Genomic DNA, 21611 nt, shown 5'->3' with positions numbered 1-21611 from the left:
AAAAGGCCGCCGTTTCCGGCAGCCTTTGCGTTTGTATGCTTTTGTGCTTAGCGGCGGCCGGTCGGTGCCGGCTCGGGAACGCCTTCCACGTCGGCGAAAACACGACCGCAGTGTTCGCAAACGATGATCTTTTTCTTGTCCCGAATGTCGGCCTGCCGCTGCGGCGGAACCACGTTGAAGCAACCGCCACAGGCACCCCGCTTCACCATCACCACGGCCAGACCGTTGAGGGCGTTGTTGCGGATTTTGTTGTACGATTTCAGCAGACGTTCTTCGATGTGGGTAGCCTGCTGGTCGCGCTCCGTGATGAGTTTTTTCTCGTCCTCTTCGCTTTCGGCCGTAATCTGGTCGAGTTCCTGCATTTTGGCTTTCAGGTCGGCCTTGCGCTCGTCGAGAGCTCCCTGCGTCGCCTTAATTTCCTCCTGCTTGCTGCGGATTTTGAAAGTAGCCTCGTTGATTTTCTTGTCGGCCAGTTCAATTTCCAGCGTCTGAAGCTCAATTTCTTTCGAAATGGCGTCGTATTCGCGGTTATTGCGGACGTTCATCTGCTGATCCTTGTACTTGTTGATCAGCTTTTCAGCGTCTTTCTTGGTCGTCTTGTTGCGGTCAATCTCGTCTTCCAGCGACTGAATGTCGTTGTTGAACTTATTGATCCGGGTTTCAAAGCCGGCGATGTCGTCTTCCAGATCGCGAACCTCTTCCGGCAGGTCCCCGCGAATCTTTTTTATCTCATCGAGCTGAGAATCAATTTGTTGAAGTTTGAGAAGAGCTTCGAGTTTTTGAGCAATCGTCAGTTCCATTCCGCGAAGGTTTTGCTATACGAAGTAGTTCACCGGATTGGTGACCGTTTCGGACAAAATTACCGCAAAGGTATCAAATTTTTTCAACAATTGCTGTTGAATCAATTCTTTGGTATACTGTTCGCTTTCAAAATGACCGATATCCGCAATGATAATTCGGCCGTCGGCGTCGAAAAATTCATGGTATTTATAATCAGCCGTGATAAAAACCTCCGCTCCGGCGCGTACGGCATCATTCAGCAAAAATCCGCCGGCCCCTCCGCAGACCGCCACCCGCCTGACCGACCGGCCCGGCAGCGGCGTGTGCCGTATGAGGGGCAGCGCCATTTTCTCTTTCAGATAAGCCAGAAAAGCCGGCTCGTCCATCGCTTCCGGCAGGTCGCCGACCGCTCCCGAGCCCACTTCCTGGTTCCGGTTGTCGAGCAGGGTGAGGTAGTGCGCCACCTCTTCGTACGGATGTACGCCTTTCTTCCTTAAAGCGGCCATGATAGCTGTCTGCCGATGGGCCGGAAAAATAACCTCAATCCGGTCTTCCGAAGCCGATTCTTCCACGCCCCGCTCACCCAGATTCGGGTTTGACGATTCATTGCCCCGGAAAGTCCCCGTCCCTGCCAGCCGGAAACTGCACCGGTCGTAGTTGCCGATCTGGCCCGCCCCGGCCTCGTACAAAGCATCCAGAACCCGCTGGGTGGCCCCGGCAAATTCAGGATCTGCGGCTTCGGTCGGCACAAACACCACCAGTTTCATGAGCGTGTCGCTTTTTGGCGCGAGAATCCGCACGTTCTGCAAACCGAGTTTTTCGGCAATTTTATAATTCACCCCGCCGACGATACTGTCCAGGTTGGTATGAGAAGCGTAGATGGCCACCTCGGCCCTGATGGCCTTAATCACCGTCCGTTCGACGTAATTCCGGCCGTTCAGTTTCTTCAGGCCCTTGAACACAATGGGATGATGGGCCACGATCAGGTTGCAGCCCCGGGCAATGGCCTCCTCGACTACCGCCTCGGTGGCATCCAGCGTAACCAGAACACCGGTTACGGGCGTTGCCGGGTCACCCACAATCAGTCCGGCATTATCGTAGCTTTCCTGATACGCCAGCGGCGCCCAGGTTTCGAGGTAGGTGGTGATGTCGCGTATAGTCATATTGAGTGATTGAGTGGTGGAGTGATTGAGTGATGGTTGGCGTTCTGCACACCATCGCTCAATCGCTCAACTACTCAATGCTTTTGGTATCTCTCTTTCAGAATGGCCAGGTGGTGCGCCTCGTGGCCGGCGATGATGGCGAAAACGGCGCGGGCGGATACGGAGTGGCCGTTGGCCGTTCCGATACGGACCTGGGCTTCTTCGGGCAAGCTGCGGGCAAGGGCCAGCGTCGCCGCCCGGGTCGTTTCGTACTGGAGCCACAGACTTTCCAGCGGCTGGTGGTCGAAATCGGCCTTTTCAACGTAGGCATTTTCCTCAAAGCCCGGCAGCGACTGGGTTTCGCCGCGGGCAATGCAAAGCGCCCGGTAGGCAAAGATGCGTTCAGCATCGGTCAGGTGCCCGAGCAGTTCTTTGAGCGACCACTTGCCGGGCGCGTACCGATAAAGGGCGGCTTCCTCGGACAGATTTTTATAAAAATTTTTCAGGGTTTCACTTTGCTCCAAAAGCGTTTCAATAACCTCCTCACCAACAACCTGTTCAATGTAGTTGGCGAAGTAGCGGATCGGCGGATACTCACTGGAAAGGGGCTTTTTCATGAAAGTGGCAGCATTTTTTTAGGGCAAAGGTATTGCATCTTCCCAAAATCGCCCTACCTTTGCATCACGATTTCGGAACGGCTCTACGCCGCGAAGAAAATGGTTCGGTAGTTCAGTTGGTTAGAATACCTGCCTGTCACGCAGGGGGTCGCGGGTTCGAGTCCCGTCCGGACCGCCAACAAAGTACAAAGCCCTGTCATCGGGGCTTTTTTCAGCTAAGCCTTCTTCGGAAGCAAAATATTGGTTCGGTAGTTCAGTTGGTTAGAATACCTGCCTGTCACGCAGGGGGTCGCGGGTTCGAGTCCCGTCCGGACCGCCAACAAAGCAAAAAGCCTGTTAAATCTATGATTTGACAGGCTTTTTCTATTCTTCACTTTTCCGCGGCCAATATGCATTTTATAAAGTTCAACCGCCGCTTACTCAATTCATTGTTTTTACATTGGTCAAAAGAAAATCAATTGTAATTTTTGCCTGATTCCTTCGCTCAACGGACATCTCCTATCCGATTAATTCGTTCCCGATTATCGCACGATTCAGCTATTTTTAAAAGTAGTGTCTTACCGATTTCATGCTGACTGGCGAAAGTATGTTAATGCTTATTTCCTAAAGCCTGCAACACACCGCTCTACGAACATATGGAAATAAATCCAACCGCTGACCTAACCACTCATAAGCCCAAATTCTACCACTCCTTTCTAGCACGTATTGACCCTTATATCGATCCCTCCAACTCACCAAACTGGCCTCTTCTCGCTCTTTTGCGGTTCCTTCTTGCCTTTGTTGTGTTTGCCTCTCACGTCGGAGAACATACCGCATCCAGCGGACCTTTGTCTGCCATCAGCACGCTGGGCGCTTTCGAAGCCATTTTAGGTTTCTTATTGATAAGCGGCTATTCAATTGGAATGTCAATTACTAAAAGCAGGAGCGGTTATCTTTTGCGGAGAGTAAAACGAATTTATCCGGTTTATATCGCCTGTCTGATTCTTACTTTTCTGGTTTCGCCCCTGCCTGTCACCGCGGGGTTTGTCGGCATGCTTTGCCTGAATGTCGTCTTCCTGAACCATGTTGTCGTACCGACCTCCTACGTCGGCCCCGCCTGGACGCTTGCCCTGGAAGTATGGCTCTACATCCTGGCGCCTTCACTGCTCCGGTTCTCTTACCGAACTTCACTGTATCTTGTATACTTCTCCTTTGCCTGCTTCTGCCTCTATACCTGTGCCCGGTCTTTATTCAACCTTCCCTATTATGCCGGTACTTATTTTGGGATAAACTTATTGCTACTTTCCTTTATATGGATACTTGGCTTTATGCTCGCTATATTTCATAAAAAAAAGAAAGCAACCACGTTTCATATTCTATTTGTTGTTGGCATGTATTTCGGTTTAAACGCGCTCATACAACTGGCTTTCCGGCTTAAAAATGGCGCTTACAACCTGATTCCCGATGATTGTTTAGATTTTTTGACCAGAGGGATATGCCTCGCCATAATCTGTTATTTTATCATCAACCAGCGAAAGTTCACCATTCGGTCTTCCTCAGTAAAGTCTCTTTTCAATTTTCTCGGAAATATATCTTATCCACTTTACCTAAGCCATGCGGCTTTTTTAGTCCTCTTTATACGCTTTGGAATTTCAAACTGGTTCCTGCTTAGTCTTTACTCCTTAGTTGGCGCAGCCGTATTTTACTGGCTATTTGATTCTTTTTACAGAAGGCAAACCACTTTACCATCCACCCAAAATTAACCCGGACACGGCTTCGCTGACGGAGTAATATCCTCCTGATTGCCGGACCTTTTGGCGGATGGCGCGTACGCTTTTTCCCGAATCAATCCAAAGCCAGCAGCGAAGCCAGACTGGTTTCCAGTGCAGAACCGTGTACCCCTTTCCGGACGATCCGGCCTTCGCGGTCGAGCAGCATATTAATCGGCACCGCCTGTCCAAGCGGTGGCCCTTCCACCGGTTGCCGCGGCAGGTCTTTCCTCATTACCTGCTGCCAGGGCAAGGCCTCCCGCCGAAGGGTCGCCAACCAGGCTTTTCGGTTGCGATCAAGCGATACCGAAACGATTTCAAATCCTTTGCCTACGTACTGCCCGTACAAAGTCTTCAACCGGGTATGCTCGGCCCGGCAGGATTCGCAGCCGCTGGCCCAGTACGTGATGAGCACCACCTTTCCCCGGAAACTGGCCAGATCGACGGGTTCGCCCTTGCTGTTCACCAGCGAAAGGTCCGGGGCGGCCTGACCGACGGGTGTAGCCGACGACCGGCCAGCATGCAGCGGTTTCGGAAAAAACAGCTCTTCACGCAGGGCTTTGCCGACCGAATGCTGTTGCCAGTGGGGCGCAAGCGCTTTCCACAGTTCAAGCACTTCCGGTCGGGGGAGTTTATCGATTAGCGCAGCCAGATTGAACAGACTCACCAGAGACTCCGGGTACGTCCGGATGAAGTCGGCCGTTTCCTCATTGATTTGCCAGGCCAGTCCCCTGTTTTCGAGCGAGGCCCGCCAGTGGGCGAGCGTGTCGCCGTTTTTCCGGGCTTCCTGCGCCCGCCTGTAACTCGCATTCAGCTTTGCGTCGTACTCCCGCAGTATATACGCCAGGACGCGTTCATGGGTGGCGTTGGGCGAACCCGTCACCAGCGCCTGGGCCAGCGAGTCGGCATTGGCACGTATCCGCAGGGGAACACTGTCGAGCGGAAACGCCTTGAAATAAGGCTTATCTTCTACCAGAATAGCGTAATAATGCGGCTCCGGAATGGCTCCTTTCAGCGTAAAAGCCCCGTTCTGGACGACGGTCGAGTCGATGGCCTGCTGACGCCCTTGTCTGGCAAAGGCCGAACGTTTTGAGGTCAGAAAGACCTTTTTCCCCTCGGCATGCGTCACCTGACCCGTGATGAGGTAAGGCACTTTTTGCTGCTGGGCAACAACAGGCGTTGTAATCCACAAAAAGAGGAACAGGCAGATAAAGCTTTTCATGGCGGCATAGCAGAGGTGTCACCATCAAGGTCACTTATTTTAACCAGATTATCAAGTCCTTAACGAGAAACCTACCGATGAACTCGCCCTCCCCCGCCCTCATGCCACCAGTTCTCCAAACAACCGTTCCAGCCGCGCGGCCGCGTCCGAACAAAGGCCCGGATGAACGGGAGAAGTCTGCACAATCGTACTCCGTGCCGCCGTCAGCCAGCGAAACCGGGAGGCCAGCGGCAGTTCGCCGATCGGTCCGCCCTCGCGGCGACCGGCACAGACCCGCTCAAAAGCCCGCAGGCGTTCGCGCAGTTCGGCCAGGTCCAGACCGGGGGAAAAGGCCAGCAGACGGGCTTCGTTCAGGCTGAATTTCGTTTGTAGAAAACCCTGGGCCGGGCAAAAAAGAATCACCCCGACATTCAGGAATTCCTGGCGCTCTACCCGCGGGACGACCCGAATGACGGCGTATTCAAAAACGTGCTTTTCTTGCATCTTGGGCTGCATTCACAAAAATAACCGACGCGGCAAGGCGGGTTTCCAGAAAATTGACATATACCTGACGCCGTTCCTCCGGCGACCCCTCCGACGAGTTGTCCGTCAGCCAGTCGTCCGGCACCAGCGCCACGATGGCCCGGATGCGCTCGGGCGTCAGCAGGGGTTTGTACTCGGCATCCACAGCGGCCAGTTCCGTCGCTTTCGGCAGCAGCACGTGGTCTTTCACCTGCGCAAACGGGCGGCGGGCCTGCTCCTCCCAGGGCTGGCCCGTGTGGTGGAAATACAGCGCCGCCCCGTGGTCGATCAGCCAGAGTTCCTTATGCCACATCAGCAGGTTGGTGTTGCGGGCGGTGCGGTCCACGTTTGTGACCAGACAGTCGAGCCAGACAATCTGCGACGCCAGCCGGGCGTCCACCGACGTGACCAGGGGGTCGAAGGTGATGGCCCCGGACAGGTAGTGCAAGGCCAGATTCAGGCCGGCACTGGCTTTGAGCAGGTCCTGAATTTCCTCGTCGGGCTCGGTGCGGCCAAAAGCGGGGTCGATGTTGGTAAAAACGATCTCGGGCACGCGCAGGCCCAGCGCCCGGGCCAGTTCTCCGGCAATCAGCTCGGCAATGAGCGCCTTGACGCCCTGCCCCGCCCCGCGAAACTTCTGGACATACAGAAAATCGTCGTCGGCCTCGACAATGGCCGGTAAAGACCCGCCTTCGCGCAGCGGCGTGACATACCGCACCACATCGACGGTTCTTAATTGAGGTTCGAGATTGGTCACTGGTTTTTGTTCACAAGGTTCAAACGGTCTCGGTAGCTTAACGCATTTTGTCCCGCTTTGTCACGGGAAAAAGAGACAAGAGACACGAGATAAGAGATTAGAGACAGGGTTCCGTTTCGGAGGGCTGTCGTTCCGTCATTTTTCTTTTCTCCTGCTGGTGTCCGCGAATCGATCCGGGTTTATACCTGAAAGACCGGCTGGGAGGCCAGCAACGGCAAAGTTACCGAAAACTGCCCGTCTTCGTTACTGATTCGGATTTTGTGCCGTCCCAGCAGATCGTACTTGGTTTCGATGTTGGTCAGTCCCACCCCGTTGGACAGCACCCGGCTGGCCCGCCGCTGCAGGTTGTTCCGAACGCGCAGGTAGCCCGGCACCGGCTCCCCCTCGGCCGCTTCCGGTAGGCTGGTTTCAATCCAGATTTCCAGGGGCTGGTCCGCCGCCACGACGTTGTGCTTGATGGCGTTTTCTACCAGCAGTTGCAGTGTCAGCGGAGGCAGCAGCATCGCCATAAATTCCTCCGTCACCTGGACATGCAGGGACAACCCGCTGCCGTACCGCGTGTGCTGGAGGTGAAAATACGACTGGATAAAGCGCAGCTCGGCCGCCAGGGTCGTCAGTTCACCCTCGTTCGTTTTGAGCAGGTAGCGGTACACGCTCGACAGTTCTTCAATGAATTCGTCGGCCCGCTCCGGGTCGTCGTCGATCAGGGACGAAAGCGAGTTGAGGCTGTTGAACAGGAAATGCGGATTGATCTGCTGTTTCAAACTTTCGAGCTGGCTTTGCAGGCTGGCCCGGCGGTACTTCTCGGTTTCGCTCAACGTCTGCGACCAGCGCTCGAAGGTGTACAGACTTTCGTGGACCAGCCCGACGATCAGTTCTCCGGCCAAACCGCAGAGCAAAGCCGTGTAAAGCCGGGTTTCGCTGAAGGTATAGCCCGGAAAGTCGCTCCATTCGTACCCGTAAAAAAGCAGAAGAATGGCGAGGGACGACAGTACTACGTGAATCAGGAGACCCAGCAGTAGCCGTCGCCAGATGTGCCGGACATCCGGATACCACCGGCGCAGGTAACCCGCCGGAAGGGCGTGCAGAAAATAGACCGGCGTCCAGACCAGCAGGACCCCAATCGAGGAAAGCACAAAAACGTCTGCCCGCCGGAAATATACCTCTCCGAAAAGCAGGTAGTTCAGCAGCAGATAGTAAAGCGGCAGGATACCCAGAGCAAAAACGGTATCCCGACGGGTGAACGGTGTGGTCTTCAAGGCTGGTAGCGTCCGGCCTTCCTGGCGGACTTACGACAAAGCTACCAAATCTTCGGTATCCTGAGCAAGTTCCAGTTCGACCCGAAACGTCCGGCCGTCGTCCGTGATGCGGGGGCGCGACAGGCCCAGGGTGCCATAGAGCGTGTCCAGGTGCGAGAGCCCGCCCGAGAGCCGGGCCACCGGGTCTTTTTTCCGCTGAATCGTATTGGTGACAATGATGGTTTCCTGACCCACTTCCACCCGGATTCGCAGCGGCCGGTCGGCTTCGGTGACGTTGTGCCGGATGGCATTTTCGACCAGAATCTGGAGCGTCATCGGCGGCAGGTAGCGATTTTTCGGGGCGTTGCGGGTCTCCAGTTCCAGTTCCAGCGCGGCGCCGTAGCGGGTTTGCAGCAGGAAGAAAAAAGAGCGGATGAAGTTGGTCTCGTTGCGCAGCGGCATCAGGCGGCACTGGCTCGACTGCAGCAGGTAGCGGTACACCGTGGCCAGTTCGTCCAGAAACTCTCCGGCCCGCTGCCGGTCTTCCCAGATCAGCGCCGAGAGCGAATTGAGGCTGTTGAACAGAAAATGCGGGTTCACCTGGTTTTTCAGCCCGTCGAGCTGGCTTTGCAGCCGCGCTTTCTGGAAAGCCTCCGACTCGGCCACGGCCTGCCGGTAGAGGTACAGGTAGTAGGTGACTTCGTAATACCCGCCGACGATGATGACAAACGTCAGGGCCAGGCAGATGTGGATCACGTACGTCCGGGGAAACTCGGGTTCGGCCATCAGGCCCGTCAGGTCGATCTGCGTGATGCCCCAGGTTTCGGCGGGCTGCAGGATGAGGGTAAACAGGGAATAGCCCGCAAAGGTCCAGAAGACGCGCCGGCCCGTTTCGGACTTGCGGGTGAAGCGCGACCGGACCCGCATGACCCACCAGAACAGGACCCACCAGGCCGTCGCCGTCGAAACCACTCCCCAGACAAACGTCATCAGAAACAGGCGCCAGTCGTAGCCGTATTCTTCCAGGTAAAAAAAGACAAACGGCAGCACCGCCACCGGAATGCCGATGATTCGCAGCCACTTATCCTGCTGCGGATCGACGCCGACGAGTGTGCCTGTATGTTGTTTCTCTGGTTGCAAGGGATTGGTTGGTTTACTTTTTCAAAGATAATTGGCAGGGGTGAATGCCCGCAAAGAAATGAGGACCAGTTGACGAACTAGATGTCTCAATGCGTCGAATCCGGTACTGAACCGTAGTTCACCCTTCGCATGAGCCGTATACGTAATCCTTTTCGCCGTCAATCGGCTTTTTTTGTACTTTCGGAAAATTTATAACCTCCTCTAATCCAGTATAGCCGCAATGACTTTTCAGGAGTCGTCCCCGATTTTTCTGGGCATGGTCCTCGCCATGTTTCTGGCTAACGGCGTGCAGTGGTTCATGTACCGCGAACGGATTTACGCCATTTACACCATTTATACCCTCGTCTGGGCGGCTTATTTCAACGTCAATCACTACGCGCTTTCTTACAATATCGCCAATTTTTACAAGCTGCTGCTGTCCTACTCCGGCTACATCCTGTACCTGGAACTGGCGAAGCTTTTCCTGAATCTGCGGGACCGGCCCCATCTGCTGCGCGCGGTGAAATGGGTGCAGTGGGCGATGGTGTTCTACTGCGTTACCAAAACCTACGTCTACCTGTTTACGGATTTCTGGCAGACCCCGCTGCACCAGATTCTGCTGCAGCCCGTCCGGTTCTCGCTGGTGGCCATCGGGGCGTATATTGTCGTGACGTTCATCCGCTCGAAGGACATGGTGGCCCGTTTTTTTGTGGCCGGAACCGCTGCCCTGCTGCTCAACCACTCGGTAGCGCTCGCGCTGCTGCTGCGGGACCCGGCGCTGCAGTTGCAGGCCCTGTCCTGGAAACATCCGGATTTCTGGATTCAGTCGGGGGTGGTGCTGGACCTGATCTTTTTTGCGCTGGGAATTTCCTACCGGCACCGTCGCGAATCCGTCCGGCAGGCGCTCGTGCTCGAACGAGAACGCGAACAGCGCCACCGCGAACAACTGGAAGCCAACCTCACGCTCCAGCAGCTTAAACAGGAAAAAACGGAGGCGCAGATGCGGGCGTTGCAGAGCCAGATCAACCCGCATTTTCTGTTCAACAGCCTGAATACGCTCTCGTCGCTGATTGAAGACAGCCCGCAGCAGGCCGAGGATTTTGTCAACGAACTTTCCAGCGTGTATCGCTATCTTTTACGAAGCAACGAACACGAACTGACCACGCTCGGAATCGAAATGTCGTTCATCGAATCGTATTTTCACCTGCTCCGGACCCGGTTCGGCAACAGCGTGGACCTGCACATCGACATCAGTCCGGCCGATCTGGAGGCCCTGCTCCCGCCCCTGACGCTTCAGTTGTTGCTGGAAAACGCGGTCAAGCACAACATTATCCTGCCCGACCACCCGCTGACCATCCGCATCCGGACGACGGAAGACCGCCAGCTGGTGATGGAAAACAACCTGCAACGGAAGAAGCTCCGGGTAGAGTCCAATGGCGTCGGCCTGTCGAATATTGCGGTCAAATATCGCCTCCTGAACCAGCCCGCCCCGATCATTGAAGAACGGGACGGCTGGTTTCGGGTGACGCTGCCTCTGCTGATGCCGCAGCCCGTGGCGATGACCCGCCGGGATTAACGGCCACCCAGCGGCAACTGGTAGCTCACCGACAGCATGGCATTCTGGGGCGTCAGCTTCGTGCCGTCGGCCGTCGAGCCGTTCATGAGGTAGTTGTAGCGGCCTTCGACCGAAACCCGGCCCGGTCCTGCGGCCAGCGAGATGCCCAGCCCGCCGGCTGCCCCGTACGCCACGCGGCCTTCGTTCTTCATATCCAGGGGCTGCGAACCCGTTTCGCCGCTGGCGCTGTACGACATCGTGCCGTTGAGGACGTACGACACCACCGGCCCGGCGTTGACAAACACCTTCATACCGGGTTTGCCAAAACTCGCTTTTGCCAGAATGGGCACTTCCACCATGTTGTATTTAAACTTGAGGTATTCCGAGCCAGCCGCGATCTTGAAGCCGTACTGCGAATACAGGATTTCGGGTTGCACGGAGAACTTCGGCCCGCCGATGTTGATGACCAGCCCGCCGTGGAAGCCCATGACCCGCTCGATGCTGACACCGCCGCCCAGTTGCGAATCGTTGACCCCGCCAAACGTGGAAGCATTACCGCCTACCCGGAAACCAATCCGGAAGCGGCTCTCCTCCCCGGCCACCACCGGCGCGACCGAGGCCGTGCGGGCCGGTTTCTGAGGCTGGGCCGTTGCCGCGGTGGTAGTCGATTGCGGTTTAGCAGGAGCGGTCGCCTGCGTGGCCGTGGTCGCTGCGGGTTTGGTCGCTTTGTCGGCCTGAGCGACCACCGCCGTTTTCTGAACGGAGGTCGGACGTGCCGGGGCCGGTTTGGCGGCTGACCGGGCGGTGGTGGCCGCCGGACGCGCCGCCGGTTTGGTCGTTGTTGTCTTTACCGCTGCCGGGACGGGCTTTTTGGCGGTTGTCGTTTTGGTTTGAGCCGACAGGCCCAGGGGTACTACGGCCAGAGCAATGAGTGTGAGAAATGTTTTCATGGGATACGCTTACGCGTTTTTTTGTTGTTTACGTTGTAAAATTGGCGTCCCGTAAACACAGGACCATTCGTTGGCTGGATTAAGCGGAGTTTTCGCCCGTTGAGTTGTACAAAACGATGTCCGGAGTGCCGGGCAGCGGCTTGTTTCCGGCTACAACTCCACTTCCACATTCAGTTTGTAGCGTCCCTCCGCACCCGGATAAGCCGGGTCGAAGCTGTCCGTTACGGAGGGCGCATAGGTCTGATTTTTATTCCGGATTCGTACGTTGAGCGGCTTTTTTGCGCTGCCGTAGCGGGCCGTGATTTTGTATTTTCCCAGTGGCACGTCGTCGATGTACATGTTCTGGGGTTTGCGGGTGAGGGTTTTGCCCGTGCTGCCGTCGAGGAGTTTGCCCGCCGGTTCCAGCGTCAGTTCAACCTGTTCGGTTTCGAGTCCCCAGGTAAAAACTTCGATCTGGCCGCCATAAAAGCCGTCGTTCCCAAACTCGCCCGTTCGCGGACCGGCCAGCTTCAGGCTCAGGTTCCGGACGGCGCCGTCGCTGCCGGCAAAAGCCTCGTCCCCGTCCGGATGCAGATCGAGCGTGTAGGACTTTCCGTCGAAGGTTAGTTGGGTTGTGCCGCGCACGTACCAGGAGCCGGGCGTGGTCCGCAGTTCGTAGCGTCCCGAGGCGTCGGTCTGGCCCAGGATGTTGCTGTTGTGGAACTGGGTGTTGTTGACCACGATCCGGGCTCCGGCCAGCGGGCGGCCCTGGATGTCCGTTGCCTTGCCGGTCACGTAACCGCTTCGGGGCGCTGGTCCGTGGTTGTGGTTGTGTTCTTCGCAGGCGGTCGCCCCCAACAGCAGGAGTCCGGCCGTCATTTTCGTGAGTAAGCTTTTCATGGAATAATTTACCGACAACCGCAGGCCATTTGGGTTATCCAGTTGTTTGTTGTTTACCCGGCAAAGGTGGGTTTGTCGGGGGCGGAAGCCAGCCGTGACTGCCGCGAACCGGATGGTTGATTGCCTGAAACGCTAAAAGCCGAAGGCGAAGCCGTACCCGTTTTTTCCCAAAAACCCGTTTATTTGTTGTCTAAAGCCGCTATCAACGGATAGCCACATTCTATTCATCCCGAACAAAACAGAGCTGACATGACCCGTAATGAGTTTCTGCAAATTGCCTTTGGCAGCGCCCTGAGTCTGACCGCCTTCCGCACGCTTGGTCGGCCTACGCAGCAGTCCGGCCCGTTCACCCTGGCCCCTCTCCCCTTCGATGCCGCCGCACTGGAACCGCACATTGACCGTCAGACGATGGAAATTCACCACGGACGGCACCACAAAACCTACGTCGATAACCTCAACAAGGCCGTAGCCGGGACAGACATGGCCAAGATGTCGATTGACGAACTGGTGAAAAAAATTGACGGCAAGAGCCCGGCGGCCCTCCGCAACAACGGCGGGGGACACTGGAATCACACGTTCTTCTGGAGCCTGATGGCCCCGAAAGCCGGAGGCCAGCCCAAAGGCCGGGTCGCGGCGGCCATCAACCAGAAATTCGGGTCGTTCGATAAGTTTAAAGAAGAGTTTGCCAAAGCCGCTACGGGCCGCTTCGGTTCCGGCTGGGCTTGGCTGATCGTGGACGGTAAAAACCTGGAAATCACCTCGACGCCGAACCAGGACAACCCACTGATGGCCGTGGCCGAGAAGAAAGGAACACCCATCTTGGGCCTCGATGTCTGGGAACACGCCTACTACCTTAAATACCAGAACAAACGCCCCGATTACATCACGGCCTGGTGGAACGTCGTGAACTGGGACAAAGTGGAAGAATTATACGGAAAGGCGGTTTAACAGTCGAAAAGTCGGTAAGTCGTAAGTCGGCAAGTCGTAAGTAGCTCCGCCTCAATGTTGAACTGGCGGAGCCACTTACGACTTGCCGACTTACGACTTACGACTTCTGCACTTACGACTAATTTACCTTTGAAGTCTTATCTTTGCCAAAAACTTACATCAACAATGAGCGACATCCTGTATGACGAGATTCCGTCGCTGGATTTGGCCGATTTTAACTCGGGAGACCCGGAGCGGAAGGCGAAATTTGTGCGTGATCTCGGCGCGGCTTTTAACAACATTGGTTTCATTGCACTCAAAAATCATGGTCTGACCGACGACCTGACCGGGAAACTGTACGGTTCGGTTCAGGAATTTTTCCAGGCGCCGGACGAAGTAAAGCAGAAATACGAACACCCCGAACTGCACGGCCAGCGCGGCTATGTCGGTAAAGGCAAAGAAACGGCCAAAGGCTTCAAGGTGGCCGATCTGAAGGAGTTTTATCATGTCGGGCAGCCTGACCCCGTCGACGGCATGCCGGGAAACGTCTTCCCGGAAGAATTTCCCCAGTTCAGGGAACACACCGTCGAAACGTACCGGACGCTTGAAAATGCCGGCAAGACGCTGCTGCGGGCCATTGCCCTGTACCTCGAACTGCCGGAGGACTATTTTGAGGATAAAGTCAAAAACGGCGACAGCATCCTGCGGGCCATCCACTACTTCCCGCTGAACCCGGATGTTGTTCCGGAAGGGGCCGTACGGGCCGCCGCCCACGGGGATATCAACCTCATCACGCTGCTGATGGGCGCTTCGGCCGAAGGGCTGGAGGTGCTGCGCCGCGACGGCCAGTGGATTCCCATTACGGCGCTTCCCGACCAGGTGATTATCAACGTCGGTGACATGCTCGACCGGCTGACCAACCACAAACTCAAATCGACCATCCACCGCGTGGTGAACCCGCCCCGCGAGAAGATGAACACCCCGCGCTATTCTATTCCGTTCTTCATGCACCCCCGCGGCGACATGAACCTGACCTGTCTGGAAAGCTGCGTCACCACCGAACAGCCGAAACTTTACGCCGACATGACCGCCGGTGAGTTTCTGGATGAGCGGCTGCGCGAACTGGGGCTGAAGAAAAGCTGATGATTGTACTGTTTCTCGCCGATGAACGCCGATTTCGAACGCGGATTCACGCAGATCGCTGGTAAAATCTGCGTAAATCCGCGTAACTTAATCCGCGAACATCTGCGAGAAACCTCCTTCCGGTTATGGCCCTATCCCCCCAGCCCCACGTCGCCCCCGTCCGCCGGATTCGTTACCTCATTTTCCTGAAAGATGTCTTCATTCTGGCCTGTACCACCTTTGGCGGACCACAGGTGCACCTGGCGATGATGCTCGACCGGCTGGTAACAAAACGGCGCTACCTGACCGAAGAGGAACTGATGGAGCTGAACGCGCTCTGCCAGATTCTTCCCGGCCCTACCTCCACGCAAACCATTACGGCGCTCGGTTTCAAAATTGGCGGGCCGAACCTCGCCTACATCACCCTGCTCATCTGGTCGCTGCCCGCCGTGCTGCTGATGACCGCCGCCGGAATCGGCATTTTTTATTCGGAACAAAACGCCATTTCGCTCAATTTCACGCGGTTTATTCAGCCAATGGCCGTCGGCTTTCTGATCGTAGCCGGCTACCGCATTGCCCGCAAAGTCATTCACAACCAGCTCGATCTGGTGCTGGCTATTGTCTCGGCCCTGACGGCCTACGCCTTTCCGTCGCCGTTCATGACGCCCATCGTGATTGTCGCGGGAGGACTGGCCACCGCCATGACCTACCGAAAACAGCAGGTGATGGAAAAAGCCCCGATTCGCATTCAGTGGGCGAATTTCTTCCTCTGGCTGGGCGTCCTGATCGGGGCGGCCGTACTCGGGGCGGTTACGCAGTCGCTGCCGGTGCGTCTGTTTGAGAACTTCTACCGCAACGGAAGCCTCGTTTTTGGCGGCGGACAGGTACTCACGCCGATGCTTTACAACGAGTTTGTCGAATTCAAAAAATACCTGAGTCGGGAAGAGTTTCTGTCGGGGCTGGCCCTGGTGCAGACGATTCCCGGGCCGGTTTTTGCCTTTGCGTCTTACATCGGCACCTTATCTATGCGCTCGGAAGGGCTATCCGGACAGTTGCTGGGCAGTCTGACAGCCACTATGGGCATTTTTCTGCCCGGTACGTTCCTGATCTTCTTTGTTTACCGCTTCTGGAACCAGTTGAAGCGATACCGCGTCGTGCGGGCGTCTCTGGAGGGCATCAACGCCGCCAGCACCGGCCTGACCGCCGCCGCCGCCCTGACCCTCTTCCAGCCCATGTCCGACCACTGGCCCTCGGCGGTTGTGGTCATTATCACCATTTTGCTGCTGGAGTTTTCCAAAATTCCGCCGTACCTGCTGATCCTGGGCGGTCTGGTGCTGGGGTTTGTGCTCTGAACCTGAATTACACAGCTTCATTTGAGTAACAGGATTGCCGCTCATGTGGTTAATTCCATAAATCTGTGTAATCCAGGTTCCGACGTTATGAAACAACTTGACCATTTCCTGCGCCTTTTCCGGCAGGAATCCGAATCGGCAGGCCTCTCCCGCCAGCAATTTCTTCATTTTACAGGCCGGGGGTTGGCCGCCGGGGCGCTGGGCGGATTAGCCGCTTCCTGCAAAACGGGACAATCCTCCACCCGCAACCGCCCGACGGTCTACACCGCCCAGGACGGCACCCGGGTTCCCTCGTCCCAGTGGGTTTCTCCTCCGGCAAAAGTCCCCGACAAACCGGGCGAACCCATCGAACTAGAGGCGTGGAAGGCCAAAACCGAACGACAATCGGAAACACCAGCTCCCCTGCCCGACGATCAACGCGTCGGCTATACCATCGTCGGGCTGGGGCACCTGTCGCTCGACGAACTGCTGCCTGCGTTTGGGGAAAGCAAGAAATCAAAACTGGTTGCGCTGGTCAGCGGCAGCCCGGAAAAGATGCGGAAAGTGGCCCAGCAGTACGGCGTAAAGCCCGAAAACTGTTACAGCTACGAGAACTTCGACCGGCTCCGCGACAATCCGGCGGTTCAGGTGGTCTACATCGTGCTTCCCAACTCGATGCATGCCGAGTACACGATCCGGGCGGCGCAGGCGGGCAAGCACGTGCTTTGCGAAAAGCCGATGGCTAACTCCTCGCAGGAATGTCAGGCCATGATCGACGCCTGCCGCCGCGCGGACCGGAAACTGATGATCGCCTACCGGATTCAGTATGAACCGAACAACCGGATGCTGCGGCAGATGGTGCGCGAAAAGAAATACGGGGAAGTGAAGTTTATCGAAGCGGTCAATAACCAGAATTCGGCCAATCCGCAGCACTGGCGGCACATCAAGGCCCTGGCGGGCGGGGGAGCGTTGCCGGACATTGGTCTGTATTGCCTCAACACCATCCGCTTTCTGCTGGGTGAAGAACCGACCGAGGTGTTCGGCTACCAGTACAGCACGCCCGGCGACGCCCGTTTCCGGGAGGTCGAAGAACTGATGTCCTGGCAGATGAAGTTTCCCAGCGGCATTCACGCCAGTTGTGCCACGCACTACGGCGTGCACGAATCCCGCCGCTACCGGGTGCACGCCGACCGCGGCTGGATGGGTCTGGACCCGGCTTTCCCGTACGAAGGCATCCGCATGGAAGTGGCCTGGGCCGAGGGCAAGGTGGAACACAAGGACCAGCCGAATCTGGGGCAGAAAAACCAGTTCGCTACCGAAATGGACCATTTTTCGGAATGCGTCAAAGAAAATAAACCGCCTTTCACCCCCGGCGAAGAAGGACTTCAGGACCAGCGCATCATGGAAGCCATCTACCAGTCCGCCCGCGAAGGCCGCCCCGTCAAGCTGCCCGAAGTGAAAAAACGAGACGCCTTCCGCGGCCCCGAACCCAAAGAAAGTTAAGAGTCAAAAATTAAGAGTTAAAAGTAGGCTCCGCCGAAGCAGGCTTCCTGACTAAGCGGAGCTTACTTTTAACTCTTAATTTTTGACTCTTAACTCCCTACTGGTAACCTCGGGCCTGGAGCTGGAAGAGTTCGGCGTACCGGCCGTCTTTCAGGAGGAGTTCGGAGTGACTGCCGATTTCGAGGAGCTGTCCGCCTTCGAGGACCAGAATCCGGTCGGCCATGCGGACGGTGGAGAAGCGGTGCGAGATGATGACCGACGACTTTCCTTCGGTCAGCGCCGCAAAACGCTGGAACACTTCGTACTCGGCCCGGGCGTCGAGGGCGGCGGTCGGTTCGTCGAGAATCAGCACCTGCGCATCGCGCATGTAAGCGCGGCCAAGGGCCACTTTCTGCCACTCTCCGCCCGACAATTCCACGCCTTTATTGAAGCTGCGTCCCAGTTGCTGCTCGTAGCCAGCGGGCAGTTTGGCTATCACCGTGTCGGCCAGACTCCGCTGGGCGGAGGTTTCAATGCGCGGCTGGTTGGTCCGCTCGTCGATGTCGCCCACGGCAATGTTGATGCCCGCCGACATTTTGAACCGGACATAATCCTGAAAAATGACGCCGACATTGCGCCGCAGGTCGTTCAGGTCGTAATCGCGCAGATCGTGGCCGTCGAGCAGGATGCGGCCTTCCGCCGGGTCGTAGAGTCGGGCCAGCAGTTTGACGAGCGTGGTTTTTCCGGCCCCGTTCTCGCCCACCAGCGCCAGCTTTTCGCCCGGATACAGCGTAAACGACAGGTTCCGCAGGGCCCAGCGCTCGGAGTTGGTATACTTGAAGCCGACCCCTTCGAACGTAAACCCTTCCCGAATCGGCCTGGGAAAAGGCAGCGCTTTGGAGGGCGAGTGAATCAGCGGCTTTATTTCGAAAAAATCGAACAGGTCCTGCAAGTAGATCGCCTCCTGCGTCAGACTGCTGAATTGCAGCAAAATCCCTTCCATCGAAGACCGCAGTTGCCGGAACGAACCTGCCAGAAACGTCAGGTCGCCGATGGTGATCTGCCCGCCAATGGCCCGGGCGACAATCCAGACGTAGGCTCCGTAGTAACCCGCCGTCCCGAGGGCCGTGAGGACCGTACCCCAGCCCGCGCGCCGCACCGACAAAGCCCGGTTTTTTAGATAATACTGCCACGAAAGCGACCGGAAGCGCTCGATCAGAAAGCCAGACAGGCCGAAAATCTTGACTTCCTTCGCCGTTTCGTCCGAAGCTCCCACGTACCGGAGGTAATCCAGTTCGCGGCGTTCGGGCGTCCAGCTCCGCGACAGCGAATAGCTTTGCTGGTTGAAATAATTATCGCCGATAAAAGCGGGCGTAACGGCCAGCAGCAGGAGCAACAACAGCCACGGATTGTAAACCATCAGACCGGCCGCCAGAAATCCGACCGAAATAAGCTCCTGCCCCTGCCCGAAGACCTGCGAAAGCAGAAACGAACGTCCGGTGGTCTGCCGACGCGCCCGTTCGAGCTTGTCGTAAAAGGTCGCGTCTTCGAACTGTTCGAGGTCCAGCGTGGCGGCGTGCTCCATCAGGCGCACGGACGTCCGGTTGGTCACCAAATCGCCCAGCAGCGCATCGAGCAGGCCCGTCAGCCGCCCCAGGGCGGTGGCCAGAATGGCGAGGCCAAACTCTGCGGCCACCAGTTCCCAGAGATAGCCGGTGTCGCGCTCCCCGGTAATACCGGCCAGCCGAACCACCTCGTCGATGAGCAGTTTTCCGATATAAAGCGTCAAAGCAGGCATCGCCGCCCGGATCAGACGGGTCAGGACGTTGCCCAGGAAAAGAGCGGGTGAAGCCTGCCACGCCATGCGGAAGAAAGCGGGCAGATTGCGCAGGGCCGCGAAACGGTCACGCCAGTTAAGGTTTTTATCAGTCGCCGGAGCCGCCCCGTTTCTGGCACCTCCATGATCGACAGGCTTAGAATTTTTTGCCATACCTCTTTATTCACAAAATAGGACGGCAATTAGTTCACCAGCCCGCTGACAGTCAGCTAATAGAACGGATATCCCTTCCAGAGCAACGCCTGCACGTCCGGGTACGTTTTTTCGATGATTTCCAGCTTCAGCGGTTCGCCCCGTTTCAAAACCTGATCGAAGAACAGGCGGGTCAGGTCGGCGGCTACCCGCAGGCTCCGGCGACCGTCCAGGGTACCCAGGCGATTGCGGCGCTGGGGCGGGCTCATGACCCCGGGCGGAATCAGGGCCAGGTCCGCGAAGTTCATGTGCTGGGTATGGTCGATCCGGAGCCGCAGGGCAACCGGAGCCTTGTCCGTAGCCCGCACCCAGTCGGCGTGGCGGCGGTACTCGCTGCGTTCCCGGCCGCGGCGGAAGCCTTCCTGCGTTTCGGCGGCCAGGTCCGGGCGCTCGTCGTGGCTGATCATCAAAGCGGGCTGCAGCATCCGAACGCGCAGCGCCGTACCCATCAGGTCACTGTCCAGATTCACCACCGCCCGGATGGTGCTGTCCCGCGCGCCGGCCACCACCGCCGCCGCGCCGCCCTGTGAATGGCCGAATGCGCCTACTTTATCAAGCGCCAGCCGACCACGCAGCCAGCTCCCCGGCGCGTCGAGGACCTTCAGATTCCGCCGGACAAACAGGGCGTCGTCAAAACAGACATCCTGCTGATGAATGTCGAGCGACTGTTTGAAAATACGGCCATTCTGCAACCGGGTCGCGCTGGCCAGACCCGTCGGAACATAACCGACCACCACGAAGCCGTGGCTCACGAGTTCTTCGACCAGTGTGCTGTAATCGGTAGGCAGCCAGGTATGCCCGGGGCCAAACACCAGTACCGGAAAGGCCTCGTTTCCCGGCGAGACCGGTGCCGCCGTGACTGCCCGAATGGTCAATTGGTTCAGAAAAGCAGCCCCTTCCGCGCCTATTTTGGTGCTCAGGTAAGCGTTCTGGGCGGCGGCCCAGTCGTCCGGCAAAGGCCGTTCGGCTTTACTGGCCGGTTGTTTTGGAGCCGGATACCAGACCCAGATGGGCAGACGGCGGGGTTGGGTGGAATCGGCCGGCTCCCGGCGGGATTCGTCCGTCCATTCCAGCAGACGGCGGCCCACCCCGTAGGCACCGGTCGGCTCGGGAGTAGTGACGGACTGAGCCAGCAAAGGCGGGATGGACAGAAGCAGGAAAATGACAGAGATGCGGATGGTCTGCGCAACGGCGTTCATGAGAGGAAGTATTGGTTATCCTCCCAAAGAGTTCTCTAGCGAAAAGAAGGTTGCTTTTTAACTACGAAAAATTTCGTACAACTTTTCTTTTAGCTATTATCTCCTGGTTTACAGAACCTAAAGCAGCCGGTAGTTTCGGTATTCGCCGACCCGCCAGCCGGTAGTGTCTTCGATGCCTTTCAGCAATCGGTTTTTCAGGGACAACTTTTTCTGGCGGATGTCAAAGTCAAACTGCCAGTCCATTCCGGCGATGCGGGGCAGCATAACAGCCGGGTGGGTTTCGGTGAACAGGGCCAGCGAATCGACCTGGCTGTAGTCGAAGTCGGCGATTTCTTCCCGAACCCGCTCCATTCCCGAGTCCGGTGTCCAGTATTTTTCGAAATCGGCCCGCTTGTCACGCTGGGTTTGCGGCGGACGCACCCAGCCGTAATGGTACATCACCGCATCGATCAGCCGGACGGCCAGCTTGCGGTTGTCCTTCGTCCGGAAGCCCTGCGCATCGCGGTAGGAAGCCACCTGACCCGTATTCCGGACGATACGAATCTCGCGCCGGTACCAGCGCCGGGAGTCGGCCACGTAGCGGTATGAGCCGTAAAAATGTTTGTACTGAAACAGCAGTCCCTCCACTTCCGGCTGGTTCAGGTACTGCTCCATCGCCTGATGAACTACAGGCAGGTAGCGTTCGTGCATCACTTCGTCGCCCTGGATGTAGAACGCCCAGTCGGCGTCGGGTGAGATGGCAGCCAGGGCCTTGTCGGTTTCAGCGGCCAGCACCCGGCCTCCTTCGCGCAGGGAATCGTCCCAAACGGTGTCCAGAATGCGGATTTTAGAGGAATCAATCGCCTCGATCATCGCCCGGGTATCGTCGTCGGACTGCCCGACGGCCACCACGAATTCGTCACAAACGGGCAGAATAGACGTTATGGCTTCAACAATGGGATAGTCGTACTTCCGGGCATTGCGGATAAAGGTAAATCCGGCTACTTTCATGCCGCAAAGGTAGGAAGTTTTCG

General features: G+C 57.0%; 19 protein-coding genes and 2 tRNA genes. 8 read left to right on the top strand and 13 right to left on the bottom strand.

The window, feature by feature from the left end; all coding sequences use genetic code 11:
* Positions 1 to 47: 47 nt before the first annotated feature.
* The 3 genes from ORG26_RS18590 to ORG26_RS18580 form a co-directional block, all read right to left on the bottom strand.
* Complete coding sequence (locus ORG26_RS18590) at positions 48 to 800, bottom strand: zinc ribbon domain-containing protein (protein WP_266364427.1); 753 nt, start codon at positions 798 to 800, stop codon at positions 48 to 50.
* 15 nt (positions 801 to 815) lie between these two features.
* Positions 816 to 1943 (bottom strand): Nif3-like dinuclear metal center hexameric protein, encoded by a 1128-nt coding sequence (locus ORG26_RS18585; protein ID WP_266364425.1) that lies wholly within the window; start codon positions 1941 to 1943, stop codon positions 816 to 818.
* 74 nt (positions 1944 to 2017) lie between these two features.
* Positions 2018 to 2539: a DinB family protein gene (locus ORG26_RS18580; protein WP_266364423.1), complete on the bottom strand. Its 522-nt coding sequence runs from the start codon at positions 2537 to 2539 to the stop codon at positions 2018 to 2020.
* Between the two features lie 101 nt (positions 2540 to 2640).
* Between ORG26_RS18580 and ORG26_RS18575 the strand changes: the two genes are divergently transcribed.
* From ORG26_RS18575 to ORG26_RS18565, 3 genes are all read left to right on the top strand, one after another.
* Positions 2641 to 2717: transfer RNA gene (locus tag ORG26_RS18575), tRNA-Asp, on the top strand.
* 64 nt (positions 2718 to 2781) lie between these two features.
* Positions 2782 to 2858 (top strand) — tRNA-Asp (locus ORG26_RS18570).
* A gap of 316 nt (positions 2859 to 3174) precedes the next feature.
* A complete protein-coding gene (locus ORG26_RS18565) occupies positions 3175 to 4281 on the top strand; it encodes an acyltransferase family protein (RefSeq protein ID WP_266364421.1) in 1107 nt (368 codons plus the stop codon).
* A gap of 82 nt (positions 4282 to 4363) precedes the next feature.
* Here ORG26_RS18565 and ORG26_RS18560 read toward each other — a convergent pair whose 3' ends face one another.
* From ORG26_RS18560 to ORG26_RS18540, 5 genes are all read right to left on the bottom strand, one after another.
* Complete coding sequence (locus ORG26_RS18560; protein ID WP_266364419.1) at positions 4364 to 5509, bottom strand: redoxin family protein; 1146 nt, start codon at positions 5507 to 5509, stop codon at positions 4364 to 4366.
* A 99-nt stretch (positions 5510 to 5608) separates the two neighbouring features.
* Positions 5609 to 5992 (bottom strand): DUF3037 domain-containing protein, encoded by a 384-nt coding sequence (locus ORG26_RS18555; protein WP_266364417.1) that lies wholly within the window; start codon positions 5990 to 5992, stop codon positions 5609 to 5611.
* The gene (locus tag ORG26_RS18550; RefSeq protein ID WP_266364415.1) at positions 5970 to 6767 is read right to left on the bottom strand and encodes a HipA family kinase; all 798 of its coding nucleotides are present in this window, start codon (positions 6765 to 6767) and stop codon (positions 5970 to 5972) included. The genes ORG26_RS18555 and ORG26_RS18550 overlap by 23 nt, the downstream gene beginning before the upstream one ends.
* A gap of 179 nt (positions 6768 to 6946) precedes the next feature.
* On the bottom strand, positions 6947 to 8026 hold the full coding sequence (locus tag ORG26_RS18545) for a sensor histidine kinase (protein WP_266364413.1): 1080 nt from the start codon (positions 8024 to 8026) through the stop codon (positions 6947 to 6949).
* A gap of 30 nt (positions 8027 to 8056) precedes the next feature.
* On the bottom strand, positions 8057 to 9145 hold the full coding sequence (locus tag ORG26_RS18540; protein WP_266364411.1) for a sensor histidine kinase: 1089 nt from the start codon (positions 9143 to 9145) through the stop codon (positions 8057 to 8059).
* Between the two features lie 220 nt (positions 9146 to 9365).
* Between ORG26_RS18540 and ORG26_RS18535 the strand changes: the two genes are divergently transcribed.
* A complete protein-coding gene (locus ORG26_RS18535) occupies positions 9366 to 10700 on the top strand; it encodes a sensor histidine kinase (protein WP_266364410.1) in 1335 nt (444 codons plus the stop codon).
* Here ORG26_RS18535 and ORG26_RS18530 read toward each other — a convergent pair.
* The gene (locus ORG26_RS18530) at positions 10697 to 11629 is read right to left on the bottom strand and encodes a porin family protein (protein ID WP_266364408.1); all 933 of its coding nucleotides are present in this window, start codon (positions 11627 to 11629) and stop codon (positions 10697 to 10699) included. The two genes, ORG26_RS18535 and ORG26_RS18530, sit on opposite strands and share 4 nt — an antisense overlap.
* A gap of 150 nt (positions 11630 to 11779) precedes the next feature.
* A complete protein-coding gene (locus ORG26_RS18525) occupies positions 11780 to 12508 on the bottom strand; it encodes a carboxypeptidase-like regulatory domain-containing protein (protein WP_266364406.1) in 729 nt (242 codons plus the stop codon).
* Between the two features lie 249 nt (positions 12509 to 12757).
* Between ORG26_RS18525 and ORG26_RS18520 the strand changes: the two genes are divergently transcribed.
* The 4 genes from ORG26_RS18520 to ORG26_RS18505 all read left to right on the top strand — a co-directional run bounded on the left by ORG26_RS18520 (position 12758) and on the right by ORG26_RS18505 (position 17391).
* Entirely contained in the window at positions 12758 to 13456 is a 699-nt protein-coding gene (locus ORG26_RS18520; protein ID WP_266364404.1) for a superoxide dismutase, read from the top strand.
* A gap of 165 nt (positions 13457 to 13621) precedes the next feature.
* A complete protein-coding gene (locus tag ORG26_RS18515; RefSeq protein WP_266364402.1) occupies positions 13622 to 14578 on the top strand; it encodes an isopenicillin N synthase family dioxygenase in 957 nt (318 codons plus the stop codon).
* 125 nt (positions 14579 to 14703) lie between these two features.
* A complete protein-coding gene (gene chrA / locus ORG26_RS18510) occupies positions 14704 to 15909 on the top strand; it encodes a chromate efflux transporter (protein ID WP_266364400.1) in 1206 nt (401 codons plus the stop codon).
* Positions 15910 to 15996: 87 nt separating this feature from the next.
* Positions 15997 to 17391: a Gfo/Idh/MocA family protein gene (locus tag ORG26_RS18505; RefSeq protein ID WP_266364398.1), complete on the top strand. Its 1395-nt coding sequence runs from the start codon at positions 15997 to 15999 to the stop codon at positions 17389 to 17391.
* Between the two features lie 97 nt (positions 17392 to 17488).
* On the opposite strand, the gene ORG26_RS18500 is transcribed toward ORG26_RS18505, so the two are convergent.
* The 3 genes from ORG26_RS18500 to ORG26_RS18490 form a co-directional block, all read right to left on the bottom strand.
* The gene (locus tag ORG26_RS18500; RefSeq protein WP_266364396.1) at positions 17489 to 19360 is read right to left on the bottom strand and encodes an ABC transporter ATP-binding protein; all 1872 of its coding nucleotides are present in this window, start codon (positions 19358 to 19360) and stop codon (positions 17489 to 17491) included.
* A gap of 56 nt (positions 19361 to 19416) precedes the next feature.
* On the bottom strand, positions 19417 to 20598 hold the full coding sequence (locus ORG26_RS18495) for an alpha/beta hydrolase (RefSeq protein WP_266364395.1): 1182 nt from the start codon (positions 20596 to 20598) through the stop codon (positions 19417 to 19419).
* Between the two features lie 117 nt (positions 20599 to 20715).
* Positions 20716 to 21588: a glycosyltransferase family 2 protein gene (locus ORG26_RS18490; protein ID WP_266364393.1), complete on the bottom strand. Its 873-nt coding sequence runs from the start codon at positions 21586 to 21588 to the stop codon at positions 20716 to 20718.
* Between the last annotated feature and the right edge of the window lie 23 nt (positions 21589 to 21611).

Origin of the sequence: Tellurirhabdus rosea (assembly GCF_026278345.1) — a bacterium.
GTDB classification, from domain to species: domain Bacteria; phylum Bacteroidota; class Bacteroidia; order Cytophagales; family Spirosomataceae; genus Tellurirhabdus; species Tellurirhabdus rosea.
Note: the sequence above shows the minus strand (reverse complement) of the source record. Positions and strands in the feature narration are given on the sequence as shown.

Bases quoted from the DNA above. Each gene is read 5' to 3' on its own strand.
- ORG26_RS18560 (WP_266364419.1), bottom strand. From the start codon at position 5,509: ATGAAAAGCTTTATCTGCCTGTTCCTCTTTTTGTGGATTACAACGCCT.
- ORG26_RS18535 (WP_266364410.1), top strand. From the start codon at position 9,366: ATGACTTTTCAGGAGTCGTCCCCGATTTTTCTGGGCATGGTCCTCGCC.
- ORG26_RS18490 (WP_266364393.1), bottom strand. From the start codon at position 21,588: ATGAAAGTAGCCGGATTTACCTTTATCCGCAATGCCCGGAAGTACGAC.
- ORG26_RS18495 (WP_266364395.1), bottom strand. From the start codon at position 20,598: ATGAACGCCGTTGCGCAGACCATCCGCATCTCTGTCATTTTCCTGCTT.
- ORG26_RS18530 (WP_266364408.1), bottom strand. From the start codon at position 11,629: ATGAAAACATTTCTCACACTCATTGCTCTGGCCGTAGTACCCCTGGGC.
- ORG26_RS18500 (WP_266364396.1), bottom strand. From the start codon at position 19,360: ATGGCAAAAAATTCTAAGCCTGTCGATCATGGAGGTGCCAGAAACGGG.
- ORG26_RS18565 (WP_266364421.1), top strand. From the start codon at position 3,175: ATGGAAATAAATCCAACCGCTGACCTAACCACTCATAAGCCCAAATTC.
- ORG26_RS18505 (WP_266364398.1), top strand. From the start codon at position 15,997: ATGAAACAACTTGACCATTTCCTGCGCCTTTTCCGGCAGGAATCCGAA.
- ORG26_RS18515 (WP_266364402.1), top strand. From the start codon at position 13,622: ATGAGCGACATCCTGTATGACGAGATTCCGTCGCTGGATTTGGCCGAT.
- ORG26_RS18580 (WP_266364423.1), bottom strand. From the start codon at position 2,539: ATGAAAAAGCCCCTTTCCAGTGAGTATCCGCCGATCCGCTACTTCGCC.
- ORG26_RS18525 (WP_266364406.1), bottom strand. From the start codon at position 12,508: ATGAAAAGCTTACTCACGAAAATGACGGCCGGACTCCTGCTGTTGGGG.
- ORG26_RS18585 (WP_266364425.1), bottom strand. From the start codon at position 1,943: ATGACTATACGCGACATCACCACCTACCTCGAAACCTGGGCGCCGCTG.
- chrA (WP_266364400.1), top strand. From the start codon at position 14,704: ATGGCCCTATCCCCCCAGCCCCACGTCGCCCCCGTCCGCCGGATTCGT.
- ORG26_RS18590 (WP_266364427.1), bottom strand. From the start codon at position 800: ATGGAACTGACGATTGCTCAAAAACTCGAAGCTCTTCTCAAACTTCAA.
- ORG26_RS18520 (WP_266364404.1), top strand. From the start codon at position 12,758: ATGACCCGTAATGAGTTTCTGCAAATTGCCTTTGGCAGCGCCCTGAGT.
- ORG26_RS18555 (WP_266364417.1), bottom strand. From the start codon at position 5,992: ATGCAAGAAAAGCACGTTTTTGAATACGCCGTCATTCGGGTCGTCCCG.